This window comes from Mesorhizobium sp. WSM4847, assembly GCF_055811335.1.
Genome location: NZ_JBVVPY010000004.1, coordinates 200,810 through 214,239 on the forward strand (window position 1 = coordinate 200,810; position 13,430 = coordinate 214,239).

The window sequence follows — 13,430 nt, forward strand, 5'->3', positions numbered from 1 at the left end:
CCCTGCGAGAGGACAGACAGACATGACCAGCGGCTTTTTCGGCGACATCCAGAAGATCAAATACGAGGGGCCGGATTCGACCAATCCGCTGGCCTACCGGTTCTACAATCCCGATGAAATTGTCGCCGGCAAGCGGCTGGAAGACCATTTGCGCTTTGCCGTCGCCTATTGGCATTCCTTCGCCTGGCCGGGCGGCGATCCGTTCGGCGGCCAGACCTTTGAGCGGCCGTGGTTCGCCGAGGCCGGTGGCACCGACACGATGGAACTGGCCAAGCTCAAGGCCGATGTCGCCTTCGACATGTTTTCGCTGCTGGGTGTTCCCTATTTCTGCTTCCACGATGCCGATGTGCGGCCGGAGGGAAAAGACTTTTCTGAAAGTGCCGCGCGGCTCGACGAGATATCAGACTATTTTGCGGCGAAGATGAAGAAGACCGGGGTCAAGCTGCTTTGGGGCACGGCCAACCTGTTCTCCAATCGCCGCTTCATGGCGGGAGCCGCCACCAATCCCGACCCGGACGTCTTTGCCTATGCGGCAGCGACGGTCAAACACTGCATCGACGTCACCAAGCGGCTGAAGGGCGAGAATTATGTGCTGTGGGGCGGCCGCGAGGGCTATGAGACGCTGCTCAACACCGACCTTTCCCGCGAACAGGAACAGGCCGGCCGCTTCCTCAACCTGGTCGTCGACTACAAGCACCGGATCGGCTTCAAGGGCACCATCCTGATCGAGCCGAAGCCGCAGGAGCCGACAAAGCACCAGTACGACTATGATGTCGCCACGGTCTACGGCTTCCTGAAGCGCTTCGGGCTGGAGAAGGAGGTCAAACTCAACATCGAGCAGGGCCATGCGATCCTGGCCGGCCATTCCTTCGAGCATGAACTGGCGCTGGCCAATGCGCTCGGCATCTTCGGCTCGATCGACATGAACCGCAACGACTACCAGTCGGGCTGGGACACCGACCAGTTCCCCAACAATGTGCCGGAGATGGCATTGGCCTATTACCAGGTTCTGCAGGCCGGTGGCTTCAAGTCCGGCGGCACCAATTTCGACGCCAAGCTTAGGCGACAGTCGCTCGATCCGCAGGATCTGCTGATTGGCCATATCGGCGGCATGGATTGCTGTGCACGCGGCCTCAAGGCCGCCGCTCGTATGGTCGGGGACAAGGCGCTGTCGGGACCGTTGGCCGAGCGCTATGCCGGCTGGAACTCGGCCGAGGCCAAGGCGATGCTTGCCGGCAAGCGGACGCTGGAGGAGATCACCGAGCGCGTCGTCAAGAAGAAGATCGAGCCGCAGCCGAGATCCGGCCGCCAGGAACTGCTTGAGAATATCGTCAACCGGTACGTCTGAGGTGCCGCACCGGCGGGTCTGTTGACCGACCCGCCGGCCCGGAACAGCTTTGCCGCGAGGGCGGAACCGACGACAAGGTTTTGCCTCGCACCGCCCCTCAATCGCCTCGCTCTTGCCTTCAAACAGCCGTCACGAATCTAGTATATGTGGTTCGTGGCGGGAACAGAAAGAAGGAGGCGAAACGATATGCAGCACGAACGCGAAATCGACGCCCTGCTCTCATCTGGCGAGGCCGGATCGATCATCGACCGGCTGATGGCACTGCCGCATCCGAAGGATGGCGCGCGCGGTGCAAACGAATGGGATCGCGCGGTCGCCAGCCGCTTCGAGACCCACCTTGCGAGACAGATGCGCTCGCATATCGACGGCAAAAGCGACCGCCAGGACGCTGCCTGATCCCGACTATCTCCTGCGCAGCCTGACCGGCGCTTCGCCGAAAGCTCTTGAAAACGCTCTGGAAAATGCCGCGGCGGACGAGAACCCCGTTCGCCCGGCAATATCGGCCATGGCCACGCGCGTGTCGACCACCAGCCGGCGCGCTGCACCCAGCCGCAGCCTGAGATAATAGGCGCCCGGCGTCTCGCCGATCGACTTGCGAAAGATGCTCTCCAGCGTTCGTGCCGTCACCCCGGCGCGCTTTGCCACCGCGGCAATGGTCAGGGGCTGGTCGACATGGGTTTCCATCAGCCGGATGGCTTGCGCAAGCCGCGGATCGTAGCCGTCGAGGCGGCCGAGCGAGACCAAAGGCTGCGCGTCGGTCGCGGCGCGTGCCTGGTCGTAGATGAAAACACTTGCCACATCGAGCGCAACGGCCATGCCGAGCCGCGTGCGGATCAGATGCAGCATCAGGTCGAAGGTCGGCGAAGCGCCACCGGAGGTGAAGACCGGCCCGTCGATGACGTAGCGGTCGGGGCGGACGTCGACATCGGGAAAGGCCGAGGAAAAATCCTCCATGTCCTCCCAATGGGTGGTGGCGCTGCGCCCTTCCAGCAGGCCGGCGCGGGCGACCAGCCAAGTACCGGCTTCGACGCCGCCGCAGGCGCGTGCGGCGCGCCCCGCTCGGCGCAGGCCGGCAAGCAGGGCCGACGTGGCATAGTTCTGCGTGCCGAAACCGGCGACGACGACAAGCACATCCGTCGTATCCGCCGCATCGAAGCGGCCGCTGACCGCAACCGGCAGGCCGCATGTGGTGACCGGCGCTTCGCCGGTCACCGAAACCAGCCTGAAATCGAACAGCGTCTCGCCGGCAATACGGTTGGCGGCGCGCAGCGGATCGACGGCCGAGGCCACGCACATGATCGACGACCCGGAAAACACCAGCACCGTCACCTTGAGCGGCAACCGTTCGGCGCGAAAGATCGACGACTTTTCGTTTTTCATCATACGCACTTCGTAAAATGCAAAACAGTTTCCGGCAAGTCAGGCATTGTTGCCATCTGTTCGATTGGGCCCATGTTTGATCGGGACCATCTGTGCTGATTGGGAGAAAAGTCGATGCCGCTTGCGATGAACCGTGAGGTCTTCATTACCTGTGCCATAACCGGGTCCGGCAGCTCGCAAGACCGCAGCCCGCATGTGCCGCGCTCGCCCAAGCAGATCGCCGATTCGGCCATCGACGCGGCAAAGGCGGGTGCGGCGATCGTCCACTGCCATGTGCGCGACCCCGAAACCGGCAGGCCGCGCCGTGACGTGCAGCTTTATCGCGAAGTGACCGAGCGCATCCGTGCGGCAGACGTCGACGTGGTGCTGAACCTGACCGCCGGCATGGGCGGCGACATGGTGTTCGGCTCGCCGGAAAACCCGCTGCCGCTGAACGAGAAAGCCACCGATATGGGCGGCGCCACCAACCGCGTAGAACATGTGCGCCAGTGCCTGCCGGAGATATGCACGCTCGACTGCGGCACCATGAATTTCGCCGAGGCCGACTATGTCATGACCAACACGCCAGGCATGCTGCGCGCCATGGGCGGCATGATGACGGCGCTTGGCGTCAAGCCGGAGATCGAGGCCTTCGACACCGGCCATCTGTGGTTTGCCAAGCAACTGGTCGAGGAAAAGGTGCTGGACCCGGATGCTCTCGTGCAATTGTGCATGGGCGTGCCATGGGGCGCGCCGGACGATCTCAACACTTTTATGGCGATGGTCAACAATGTGCCGTCGGGTTGGACCTGGTCGGCGTTCTCCATCGGCCGCAACCAGATGGCCTATGCCGCCGCCGCGGTGCTGGCCGGCGGCAATGTCCGCGTCGGGCTCGAGGACAATCTCTGGCTCGACAAGGGCGTGCTGGCAACCAATGCGCAGCTGGTCGAGCGGGCGGTCAGCATCGTGTCGAACATGGGCGCAAGGGTCATCGGCCCCGATGAAGTGCGCAAGAAGCTCAATTTGACAAAGCGCGCGCCGCTTTGAACAAGCAATCGGTAGGGAGGAGCCGCCGATGAAGACCGTGAAATTCACCGCAATGAAGGATGGCGACCGCGACGATTACGCGTTCCTCACCGAGCACGAGATCGACTATGCGGCGAAGACCGGCGAACGGCTGCTTGACGCGCTTGTCCAACTCGACGAAGGCCTGTCCGGCTACAAGATCACCCGGCTCGGCCATTCGCTGCAGGCGGCGACGCGCGCATGGCGCGACGGCGCCGACACCGACTGGATCGTCTGCGCCCTGCTGCACGACATCGGCGACGTCTACGCACCGTACAATCACGACGAATATGCAGCTTCGGTCCTAAAACCTTTCGTGCGCGAGCAGTGCACCTGGGTTGTGGAAAAGCACGGCGACTTCCAGCGCCTCTATTACGCCCACCATCTCGGCGGCAATCCGCATGCGCGCGACCGTTTCGCCGGCCACCTCTATTTCGACGATTGCGACCAGTTCTGTGAGCGCTGGGACCAGTCGAGCTTCGACCCCGACTACGAGACGTTGCCGATCGACTTCTTCCGGCCCTTCGTGCTCGAGGTGTTTGCGCGCAGGGCCTATGACCCCACCGTGATCCGCGCCGGCGAGCGCGTGCCTCTCATCGACCTGGAAAAAGCCAGGACAAGAACCGGAGCCTCCGCATGAGCATCATCACCAAGGCAGCTGCAATCGGCGGCGGCGTCATCGGCGCCGGCTGGGTGGCGCGGCTGCTCTTGAACGGTATCGACGTGTCGATTTTCGATCCCGACCCCGAAGCCGCGCGCAAGGTCGGCGAAGTGATGAAAGGCGCGCGCCGCGCCTACAAGCAGATGCTGCCCGACGGCCTGCCAAAAGAAGGCAAATTGACCTTTGCCAAGACCATTGCCGACGCCGTCGCCGATGCCGATTTCATCCAGGAAAGCGTGCCGGAACGGCTCGACCTGAAACACCGCGTGCTGGCCGAGATCGACCTCTATGCGCCGGCCAATGCGATCGTCGGCTCCTCGACCTCCGGCATCAAGCCGACCGACATGCAGGTGGCGATGAAGAAGCATCCGGAACGGCTGGTCGTCGGCCATCCATTCAACCCGGTCTATTTGCTACCGCTGGTCGAGATCGTCGGCGGCGAGCAGACCTTTCCCGAGGCGATCGAGGTCGCCAAGGAGATGTACGCCTCGATCGGCATGAAACCGGTGGTGATCCGCAAGGAGATCGAGGCGTTCGTCGGCGACCGCCTGCTGGAGGCGGCATGGCGCGAGGCGCTGTGGCTGATCAAGGACGGCATCTGCACGGTCGAGGAACTCGACGACATCATGCGCTATGGCTTCGGCCTGCGCTGGGCGCAGATGGGCATGTTCCAGGTCTACCGCGTCGCCGGCGGCGAGGCCGGCATGCGCCATTTCATGGCGCAGTTCGGGCCGTGCCTGAAATGGCCGTGGACCAAGCTGATGGATGTGCCGGAGTTCAACGACGAACTGGTCGACCTGATCGCCACGCAGTCGGACGATCAGGCGGATGGCCTGTCGATCCGCGAGCTCGAAAAGATCCGCGACGACAATCTGGTCGCCATCATGGATGCGCTGTCGAAGCAGAACAAAGGCAGGGGCTGGGGCGCCGGCGCCTTGCACAAGGACTATACCAAGCAGCTCGCCAAGCTTGCGGCGAAGAAGCCCACCGCCTCCAAGGCGGCCGAGAAGGCCAAGGCCGAAAAGCCGAAGAAAAAGAAGAAAGGCTGAGACCATGGATTTTGGCCTCTCCGAGGAACAGAAACTGATCGTCGAGACGACGCGCACCTTCGTCGAGAACGAGCTTTACCCGCATGAGCGCGAGGTCGAGCGCACCGGCGTGCTGCGCCGCGAGCTGATCGAGGAGATCAAGGCCAAGGCGATCGAAGCCGGGCTCTATGCAGCCAACATGCCTGCGGAGGTCGGTGGCGCCGGCCTCGATACGGTGACCTGGCTGCTTTACGAGAAGGAGCTCGGCCGCGCCAATTACGCACTGCACTGGACCTGCGTGGCGCGGCCGTCCAACATCCTCTTGGCCGGCACGCCGGAGCAGCGCGAAAAGTATCTCTATCCCTGCATTCGCGGCGAGAAATGGGATTGCCTGGCGATGACCGAGCCGGGTGCCGGCTCCGATCTGCGCGGCATGAAGGCGACCGCCGTGCAGGATGGCGACGACTGGGTGCTGAACGGCACCAAACACTTCATCAGCCATGCCGATCTTGCCGATTTCGCCATCGTCTTCATGGCTTCGGGCGAAGAGGAGACGCCGCGTGGAAAACGCAAGAAGATCACCGCCTTCTTCGTCGACAAGGGCACCAAGGGTTTTACGGTGCGTGACGGCTACCGCAACGTCTCGCATCGCGGTTACACCAACGCCATCCTCGAATTCGACGATTGCCGGCTGCCCGGAGCCCAGGTTCTGGGCGAGGTCCACAAGGGTTTTGACGTCGCCAATTCATGGCTTGGTGCAACCCGCCTGCAGGTCGGCGCCACCTGTCTCGGCCGGGCCGAGCGGGCGCTTGGCCATGCGATCGAATACGCCGCGCAGCGCCAGCAGTTCGGCCAGCAGATCGGCAAGTTCCAGGGCGTTTCATTCAAGCTTGCCGATATGGCGACCGAACTGAAAGCGGCCGACCTGATGGTGTTCGAAGCCGGCTGGAAGTACGATCAGGGCACCGTCACCGATCAGGACATGGCCATGGCCAAGCTGAAGGCCACCGAAATGCTTGCCTTCGTCGCCGACGAGGCGATCCAGATCCATGGCGGCATGGGGCTGATGGATGATCTGCCGCTGGAGCGCATCTGGCGCGACGCCCGTGTCGAGCGCATCTGGGAAGGCACGTCGGAAATCCAGCGCCACATCATTTCACGGGCGCTGCTGCGCCCGTTCGGGGGCTGATAAATGCACAAACTTGAGCGCCTCTTGCGCCCGCGAACGATCGCCGTGTTCGGCGGCGCGCAGGCCGCCGCAGTCGTCGCGCAGTCGATCAAGATGGGCTTTGCCGGCGCGATCTGGCCGATGCACCCAACCAAGGATGAAGTCGCCGGCCGCAAGGCCTACCGCTCGGTGGCCGACCTGCCCGGCGCGCCCGACGCCGCGTTTGTCGGCGTCAACCGGCATTTGACCATCGAGGTGGTCAAGGCGCTGGCCGAACGCGGCGCAGGCGGCGCCGTCTGCTTTGCCGCCGGCTTTCTCGAGACCGAGGCTTATGACGAGCATGGCGAGCGATTGCAGGCGGAACTGGTCGCTGCGGCGGGCCAGATGCCGATCATCGGGCCGAACTGCTACGGCCTGATCAATTATGCCGACGGTGCGCTTTTATGGCCCGACCAGCATGGCGGCATCAGGCTGGCCGAGGGTGGCCGCGGGGTCGCCATCATCACCCAGTCGTCGAACATCGCCATCAACATGACGATGCAGAAGCGCGGCCTGCCGATCGCCTTTCTGATGACCGCCGGCAACCAGGCACAGACCGGCCTTTCGGAAATGGCGCTCGGCCTGATCGAGGACGATCGGGTCACTTCGCTCGGCCTGCATATCGAGGCGTTCGATTCGGTAGCCGGCTTCGAAAGGCTGGCCGCGCGGGCGCGAGAGCTGAAGAAACCGATCATCGCCATGAAAGTTGGCCGCTCCGAGCAGGCGCGGCAAGCAACGGTGTCGCATACCGCGTCGCTGGCCGGCTCGGACGCTGCCTCGGGCGCCTTCCTGAAGCGGCTCGGCATCGCCCGCGTCGATTCCATCCCTGCCTTCATCGAGGCGCTCAAGCTGCTGCACGTCACCGGCCCCCTGCCCGGCTACCGGCTGTCGTCGATGAGCTGTTCGGGCGGCGAAGCGTCTGTCATGGCCGACAGCGCCGAAGGCCGCTGGGTAAATTTCCCGGCGCTGACCGACACCCACCGCGCCCACGTCAAATCGACGCTCGGGCCGCTGGTTGCGGTGGCCAACCCGCTCGACTACCACACCTTCATCTGGAACAACGAGCCGGCGATGACCGCCACCTTCACCGCCATGGTGTCGGGCGGCTTCGACCTCAACATGCTGGTGCTCGATTTCCCGCGCCCCGACCGCTGCTCCGACACCGACTGGTGGACGACGCTGCGCGCCTTCGAATCGGCGCTGAAGACCAACAAGGCGCAGGGCGCGATCGTCTCCTCGCTGCCGGAAAACCTGCCCGAGGAATACACCGCCGGGCTGATGGGACGCGGCATGGTGCCGTTGTTCGGCATTTCCGAAGCCATGGACGCCGCCCAGGCGGCCGCCTTCATCGGCTGGGCCTGGCGCGAGCCGCAGGCGCAGCCGATCGACACCTCCGCTTCCGGGGCGCCGGCCGGCGACCATGTCACGCCTGATGAGGCCGAGGCGAAAGCGCGGCTGATCGAGGCCGGGCTCCCCGTGCCGAGCGGTGAACGCGCCGGCAATGCGGTCGAGGCGGTCATCTCCTCGATGGCGCTCGGTTTTCCGGTTGCGCTGAAGGCTTTGGGCGTCACCCACAAATCCGAGCTTGACGCGGTTCGGCTCAACCTCAGGGACGCCGAATCCGTCAGCACGGCCGCCCATGATCTCGATGCGCTCGGCACCGGCCTCTATGTCGAGCGCATGGTGCGCGACGGCGTCGCCGAACTGCTCGTCGGCTTCACCCGTGACCCGATGTTCGGCGCGGTGATGACGCTGGGCACCGGTGGTGTGCTGGTCGAGCTGCTGCGCGACAGCGTCACGCTGATGCTGCCGGCGACCCGCGACGACATCGAGGCGGCATTGCGCCGGCTCAAATTGTTCCCGCTGCTCGAAGGCTATCGCGGCCGGCCCAAGGCCGATCTCGCGGCGGCCATCGAGGCGATATCAGGCATCGCCGCCTTCGTGCAGAAAAATGCCGGCGAGATCGAGGAGCTCGACATCAACCCGCTGATCGTCTGCGCGCAAGGCAAAGGCGCCTGGATCGCCGACGCGCTGCTGGTGCTTGGAGAAAACTAGAATGTCTGACGTCATCACCACCCGCCGCGAGGGCACGATCCTCGAAGTCACGCTCGATCGGCCCAAGGCCAACGCTATCGACCTCAACACCTCGCGGCTGATGGGCGAGATCTTCAAGGCGTTCCGCGACGATCCGGATCTGCGGGTCGCCATCGTCAAGACCGCCGGCGACAAGTTCTTCTGCGCCGGCTGGGACCTGAAAGCCGCGGCCGGCGGCGATGCTGTCGACGGCGACTATGGCGTCGGCGGGTTCGGCGGGCTGCAGGAGCTGCGCGATCTCAACAAGCCGGTCATCGCCTGCGTCAACGGCATGGCGGTCGGCGGCGGCTTCGAGCTGGCGCTGTCCTGCGACCTCATCTACGCGTCGGATCACTCCTCCTTTGCGCTGCCGGAAATTCGCGCCGGCACGCTGGCCGATGCAGCGACGATCAAGCTGCCGAAGCGCATTCCTTATCATGTCGCCATGGACCTTTTGTTCACCGGCCGCTGGATGGATGTCGCCGAAGCGCATCGCTGGGGTCTGGTCAACGAGGTTCTGCCCAAGGAGAAGCTCGAGGATCGCGTCTGGGAGATCGCACGATTGCTCGCCGGCGGTCCGCCGCTGGTCTTTGCCGCGATCAAGGAGACGGCGCGGGTCGCCGAAGCACTCACCTTCCAGGACGCGATGAACCGGGTGACGCGCCGCCAATTGCCGACGGTTGACGCACTGTACGGCTCGGAGGACAATCTCGAGGGTTTTCGCGCCTTTGCCGAAAAGCGCGACCCAGTGTGGAAGGGGAAGTGAAGGTATTGTTGAAATGACGGCACTCCGTCACACCCCCCTCTGGCCTGCCGGCCATCTCCCCCTCAAGGGGGGAGATCGGATGTCGCTTCGATTTTCGCCAATCTCCAACGTTGCAAGATGGGCTGCAAGGCCGAAGCTGCCAATCTCCCCCCTCTGAGGGGGAGATGCCAAATTCTGTCAAACAGGGCAGGCCAGAGGGGGGTGTCCAGGCGAATTCGTTGCAATCCGGTGAGCGTCCATGACCGACTACAAAAAAATGATCGACGCCGAGACCTGGGCCTTCATCGAGCGGACCAATTCCTACTATCCGCCTGATGCGATCGACTACACGATCGATCAGCAGCGCGACATCTACGACCGCATGTGCCGTGAATTCTCTGCCGGCCACCCAGACAACGTTACGGCGGAGACCACCGCCATTGCCACGCCTTCGCATCCCATCCCGATCCGCATCTACCGCACACCCGCGCCGGAAGCGGCGGCGATGGTGCTTTATTTCCATGGCGGCGGTTATATCCTCGGCGGGCTCGACAGCCATGACGACCTCTGCGCCGAGCTTTGCAGCCGTACCGGCTATGAGCTGGTTTCGGTCGATTACCGGCTGGCGCCGGAACATCTGCATCCGGCCGGCTTCGACGATGCCATCAGCGCCTTCGAATGGGCGGCGACGACCTACAAGCGCCCGATCCTGCTTTGCGGCGACAGCGCCGGCGGCAATCTTGCCGCCGCGGTCAGCCATGCGACGCGCGGCCATGCACGAAGACCGATCGGCCAGGTGCTGATCTATCCCGGCCTTGGCGGCGACCGCTCGCAAAGCTCTTACGTGACCCATGCCGAGGCGCCGATGCTGACGGTCCGCGACCTCGATTTCTACACGAATATCAGGATCGGCGGCGAAGACCGCACCGGCGATCTCACGCTGTCGCCGCTGGCCGATGCCGATTTTGCCAATCTGCCGCCGACTGTGCTGATCACCGCCCAATGCGACCCGCTGTCGTCAGACGGCGAGGCTTATCGCGACCGCCTCGTCGCGGAGGAGGGTCACGCCTACTGGTTCGAAGAGCCGGGGCTGGTGCATGGCTATCTCAGAGGCCGGCACACGGTCGGTCGTGCGCGCTCGAGCTTTTCCCGGATCATCGACGCGGTGTCGGCTCTGGGACGCGGCGAATGGATCTGGTGAGGATCCTACCCCACTGCCCGCGACGCCGCCCGGCCGGCGCTGCGGCCTGAAAAAATGCAGCCGCCAAGAAACGTCCCTTCCAGCGCCGCATAGCCATGCATGCCGCCGCCGCCGAAACCGGCGGCTTCGCCAACCGCGTACAATCCTTCGACCGGTTGGCCATCGGTACCCAGGACGCGGCTGTCGAGATCGGTCTGCAAACCGCCCAGCGTCTTGCGGGTCAGGATGTTGAGCCTGACCGCGATCAGCGGCCCATTGGCAGGGTCGAGCATCTTGTGCGGCTTGGCCGTGCGGATCAGCCGGTCGCCGAGATAGGCTCGGGCGCCGCGCAAGGCGGTGATCTGCATATCCTTGGAGAACGGATTGTCGAGCTGCCTGTCACGGGCGCGGATTTCGTGCTCGACCTGTGCCAGTTCGAGCAGCGGCTCGCCGCCGACAAGCGCGTTCATGCGGGCGACCAACGCCGGCAAACCAGGCTCGACGATGAAATCCTCGCCCTTCTCCATGAACGCCTTTACCGGACCGGGAACGCCCGATGTGGCGCGGCCAAGCACTTGGCGCCAGCTTTTTCCGGTGAGGTCGGGGTTCTGCTCGGAGCCCGACAGCGCGAACTCCTTCTGGATGATCTTTTTGGTCAGGATGAACCAGGAATAATCGAAGCCGGTGCTCATGATGTGGCTGAGCGTGCCCAGCGTGTCGAAGCCGGGATAGAGCGGCACCGGCAGGCGCTTGCCGCGGGCGTCGAGCCATAGCGACGACGGGCCGGGCAGGATGCGGATTGCATGGTCGGTCCAGAGCGGCGCCCAGTTCCTGATGCCTTCGACATAGTGCCACATGCGGTCGCGGTTGATGATGCTGCCGCCGGCCTGTTCGGTGATCGCCAGCATGCGGCCGTCGACATGGTCGGGAACGCCAGAGATCATGCACTTGGGCGGCGTGCCGAGCCGCTGCGGCCAGTTTTTGCGGACAAGCTCGGGATTGCCGCCGATGCCGCCGGAGGCGACGATGACCGCTTGCGCCTTGAGCTCGAAATCGCCGGCGATATCGCGCGAACTCCTGCGGCCGCGCTCGACATCGCTCGGCTCAAGCATGTCGCCGCGCACGCCATTCACGGCGGCGCCTGTCTGCGTCAGTTCGTTGACCCGGTGGCGGAATTTGAATCGGATCAGCCCGCTATTCTCGGCCTCGCGCACGCGCCGTACGAACGGGTCGAGCACGCCCGGCCCGGTGCCCCAGGTGACGTGAAAGCGCGGCACCGAATTGCCGTGGCCGACGGCGTTGCCGCCGCCGCGCTCGGCCCAGCCGACGATTGGGAAGAACTTCATGCCGCGCTGCGTCAGCCAGGAGCGCTTCTCGCCGGCGGCGAAGCCGACATAGGCCTCGGCCCAGCGGCGCGGCCAAAAATCTTCCGCACGGTCGAAGGCGGCGGTGCCAAGCCAGTCCTCGAGCGCCAGATCATGCGAATCGCGGATGCGCATGCGCCGCTGCTCGGGCGAATCGACGAGGAAGATGCCGCCAAGCGACCAGAACGCCTGGCCGCCGAGCGACTGTTCAGGCTCCTGGTCGACAACGATGGTCTTCTTGCCGGCCTCGGCCAGCTCGGCCGCCGCGACGAGCCCGGCAAGGCCGGCGCCGACAATGATCACATCCGCATCGTCAGCCACTTTCTCCCCCCGGCTCTCCTCCCCGGCTGACGATTGTCAGACCGTCTCCCAGCCTTCCTTCTCGCCGGCGCGGAAGATGGCGTCGATGACCTTCTGGTTGAGCACGGACTCTTCCAGCGTGAAGACGCGGTCGGTGCCGCCCTGTGCCGCCCGCGCGAAGGCCTCGACCTCCAGCCGGTATTGCTGCATGCCGGGGAAGCGGAACACTTGCGCCTCGCTGTGGTTCTGGTTGTGCAGCTCGATGCGATGGTGGTCGTAGATGCCGGCGTTGAACGGCGAAAGCACCTCGATGAAGCCCTTCTCGCCGTGGAACACCATCACCTGCCGTGCCGCCATCTGCGTCGACAGATAGAACGACAATTCGAAGTCGCCGAAATCGGCGCGGATCGAGGAGTAGATGTCGGTGCCGAATGTCTTGTCGCGCTCGATCGTGGCCTGGACGCGCAGCGGCTCCTTGCCCGTCGAAAAGCGCGTCGACACCGTCGGGTAGACGCCGATGTCGGGCAGCGCGCCGCCACCGAGGTCGAGCTGGTTGCGCATGTTCTTGGGATCGACATTGTAGTAGGAGAACGCGCCCTGGACATGGCGCAGCCGGCCGATGGCGCCATTGGCGATCAGCTCGCGCACCTTGACCCATTGCGGGTGGTAGACGACCATGAAGGCTTCGCAGACCAGCACGTTTTTGGCGTCGCGCAGCTTGATCAGCGGCGGAATGTCCCTGGCGTCGAGCGCCAGCGGCTTTTCGACCAGAACATGCTTGCCGGCCTCGATCGCCTTGGCGGTCCATTCGACATGCTGGGCGGTCGGCAGCGGGATGTAGACGCCGTCGACATCCCTGGATGCGAGCAGCTCGTCATAGGAGCCGAAAGCATGGGGGGCGCCGAACCGATCGGCCAGGGCACGGGCTTTCGACAGGTCGCGGCTGGCGATCGCCGACAGCACGCCGTTCTCCGCCTCGACCATTGCAGGCAAAAGATGCTCGCGGCCGATCTTGGCCGTCGACAAAACACCCCATCGGAACATCAGGCTTCTCCCTCTTCAAATTGCAGGCGTGGAGGTTTGCCTGAAATCGGCAAAAA

General features: G+C 64.2%; 12 protein-coding genes. 9 read left to right on the forward strand and 3 right to left on the reverse strand.

Going from position 1 to position 13,430, the window contains the following annotated elements; all coding sequences use genetic code 11:
- Positions 1 to 22 precede the first annotated feature (22 nt).
- Together xylA and AC0L28_RS07345 are read left to right on the forward strand one after the other, a co-directional pair.
- Positions 23 to 1,348: a xylose isomerase gene (gene xylA / locus AC0L28_RS07340; RefSeq protein WP_287063975.1), complete on the forward strand. Its 1,326-nt coding sequence runs from the start codon at positions 23 to 25 to the stop codon at positions 1,346 to 1,348.
- Positions 1,349 to 1,534: 186 nt separating this feature from the next.
- The gene (locus AC0L28_RS07345; RefSeq protein ID WP_027152003.1) at positions 1,535 to 1,744 is read left to right on the forward strand and encodes a hypothetical protein; all 210 of its coding nucleotides are present in this window, start codon (positions 1,535 to 1,537) and stop codon (positions 1,742 to 1,744) included.
- A 6-nt stretch (positions 1,745 to 1,750) separates the two neighbouring features.
- On the opposite strand, the gene AC0L28_RS07350 is transcribed toward AC0L28_RS07345, so the two are convergent.
- Positions 1,751 to 2,731, reverse strand: a complete 981-nt coding sequence (locus AC0L28_RS07350; protein WP_287226662.1) for a GlxA family transcriptional regulator — start codon at positions 2,729 to 2,731, stop codon at positions 1,751 to 1,753.
- A 111-nt stretch (positions 2,732 to 2,842) separates the two neighbouring features.
- On the opposite strand from AC0L28_RS07350, the gene bcoG reads away from it, so the two are divergent.
- The 7 genes from bcoG to AC0L28_RS07385 all read left to right on the forward strand — a co-directional run bounded on the left by bcoG (position 2,843) and on the right by AC0L28_RS07385 (position 10,687).
- The gene (gene bcoG, locus AC0L28_RS07355) at positions 2,843 to 3,754 is read left to right on the forward strand and encodes a 3-dehydrocarnitine:acetyl-CoA trimethylamine transferase BcoG (protein ID WP_023796869.1); all 912 of its coding nucleotides are present in this window, start codon (positions 2,843 to 2,845) and stop codon (positions 3,752 to 3,754) included.
- Between the two features lie 28 nt (positions 3,755 to 3,782).
- Entirely contained in the window at positions 3,783 to 4,412 is a 630-nt protein-coding gene (locus tag AC0L28_RS07360) for an HD domain-containing protein (protein WP_287226659.1), read from the forward strand.
- Complete coding sequence (locus AC0L28_RS07365) at positions 4,409 to 5,482, forward strand: 3-hydroxyacyl-CoA dehydrogenase NAD-binding domain-containing protein (protein WP_128182507.1); 1,074 nt, start codon at positions 4,409 to 4,411, stop codon at positions 5,480 to 5,482. The genes AC0L28_RS07360 and AC0L28_RS07365 overlap by 4 nt, the downstream gene beginning before the upstream one ends.
- A 4-nt stretch (positions 5,483 to 5,486) precedes the next feature.
- Complete coding sequence (locus tag AC0L28_RS07370) at positions 5,487 to 6,650, forward strand: acyl-CoA dehydrogenase family protein (RefSeq protein WP_287226656.1); 1,164 nt, start codon at positions 5,487 to 5,489, stop codon at positions 6,648 to 6,650.
- Positions 6,651 to 6,653: 3 nt separating this feature from the next.
- A complete protein-coding gene (locus AC0L28_RS07375; RefSeq protein WP_287226653.1) occupies positions 6,654 to 8,723 on the forward strand; it encodes an acetate--CoA ligase family protein in 2,070 nt (689 codons plus the stop codon).
- Between the two features lies 1 nt (position 8,724).
- A complete protein-coding gene (locus AC0L28_RS07380; RefSeq protein WP_473476501.1) occupies positions 8,725 to 9,507 on the forward strand; it encodes a carnitinyl-CoA dehydratase in 783 nt (260 codons plus the stop codon).
- A 238-nt stretch (positions 9,508 to 9,745) separates the two neighbouring features.
- Positions 9,746 to 10,687, forward strand: a complete 942-nt coding sequence (locus AC0L28_RS07385) for an alpha/beta hydrolase (RefSeq protein WP_287226648.1) — start codon at positions 9,746 to 9,748, stop codon at positions 10,685 to 10,687.
- A gap of 5 nt (positions 10,688 to 10,692) precedes the next feature.
- On the opposite strand, the gene AC0L28_RS07390 is transcribed toward AC0L28_RS07385, so the two are convergent.
- Together AC0L28_RS07390 and AC0L28_RS07395 are read right to left on the reverse strand one after the other, a co-directional pair.
- Complete coding sequence (locus AC0L28_RS07390; RefSeq protein WP_287226646.1) at positions 10,693 to 12,351, reverse strand: FAD-binding dehydrogenase; 1,659 nt, start codon at positions 12,349 to 12,351, stop codon at positions 10,693 to 10,695.
- 36 nt (positions 12,352 to 12,387) lie between these two features.
- Positions 12,388 to 13,374 carry a Gfo/Idh/MocA family protein gene (locus tag AC0L28_RS07395; protein WP_091592606.1) on the reverse strand — a complete coding sequence of 329 codons (987 nt, stop codon included), beginning with the start codon at positions 13,372 to 13,374 and terminating at the stop codon, positions 12,388 to 12,390.
- Positions 13,375 to 13,430 lie beyond the last annotated feature (56 nt).

What these genes read in the sequence shown, in the direction of transcription:
- xylA (WP_287063975.1), top strand. Translation starts at nt 23, where the DNA reads ATGACCAGCGGCTTTTTCGGCGACATCCAGAAGATCAAATACGAGGGG.
- AC0L28_RS07345 (WP_027152003.1), top strand. Translation starts at nt 1,535, where the DNA reads ATGCAGCACGAACGCGAAATCGACGCCCTGCTCTCATCTGGCGAGGCC.
- AC0L28_RS07350 (WP_287226662.1), bottom strand. Translation starts at nt 2,731, where the DNA reads ATGATGAAAAACGAAAAGTCGTCGATCTTTCGCGCCGAACGGTTGCCG.
- bcoG (WP_023796869.1), top strand. Translation starts at nt 2,843, where the DNA reads ATGCCGCTTGCGATGAACCGTGAGGTCTTCATTACCTGTGCCATAACC.
- AC0L28_RS07360 (WP_287226659.1), top strand. Translation starts at nt 3,783, where the DNA reads ATGAAGACCGTGAAATTCACCGCAATGAAGGATGGCGACCGCGACGAT.
- AC0L28_RS07365 (WP_128182507.1), top strand. Translation starts at nt 4,409, where the DNA reads ATGAGCATCATCACCAAGGCAGCTGCAATCGGCGGCGGCGTCATCGGC.
- AC0L28_RS07370 (WP_287226656.1), top strand. Translation starts at nt 5,487, where the DNA reads ATGGATTTTGGCCTCTCCGAGGAACAGAAACTGATCGTCGAGACGACG.
- AC0L28_RS07375 (WP_287226653.1), top strand. Translation starts at nt 6,654, where the DNA reads ATGCACAAACTTGAGCGCCTCTTGCGCCCGCGAACGATCGCCGTGTTC.
- AC0L28_RS07380 (WP_473476501.1), top strand. Translation starts at nt 8,725, where the DNA reads ATGTCTGACGTCATCACCACCCGCCGCGAGGGCACGATCCTCGAAGTC.
- AC0L28_RS07385 (WP_287226648.1), top strand. Translation starts at nt 9,746, where the DNA reads ATGACCGACTACAAAAAAATGATCGACGCCGAGACCTGGGCCTTCATC.
- AC0L28_RS07395 (WP_091592606.1), bottom strand. Translation starts at nt 13,374, where the DNA reads ATGTTCCGATGGGGTGTTTTGTCGACGGCCAAGATCGGCCGCGAGCAT.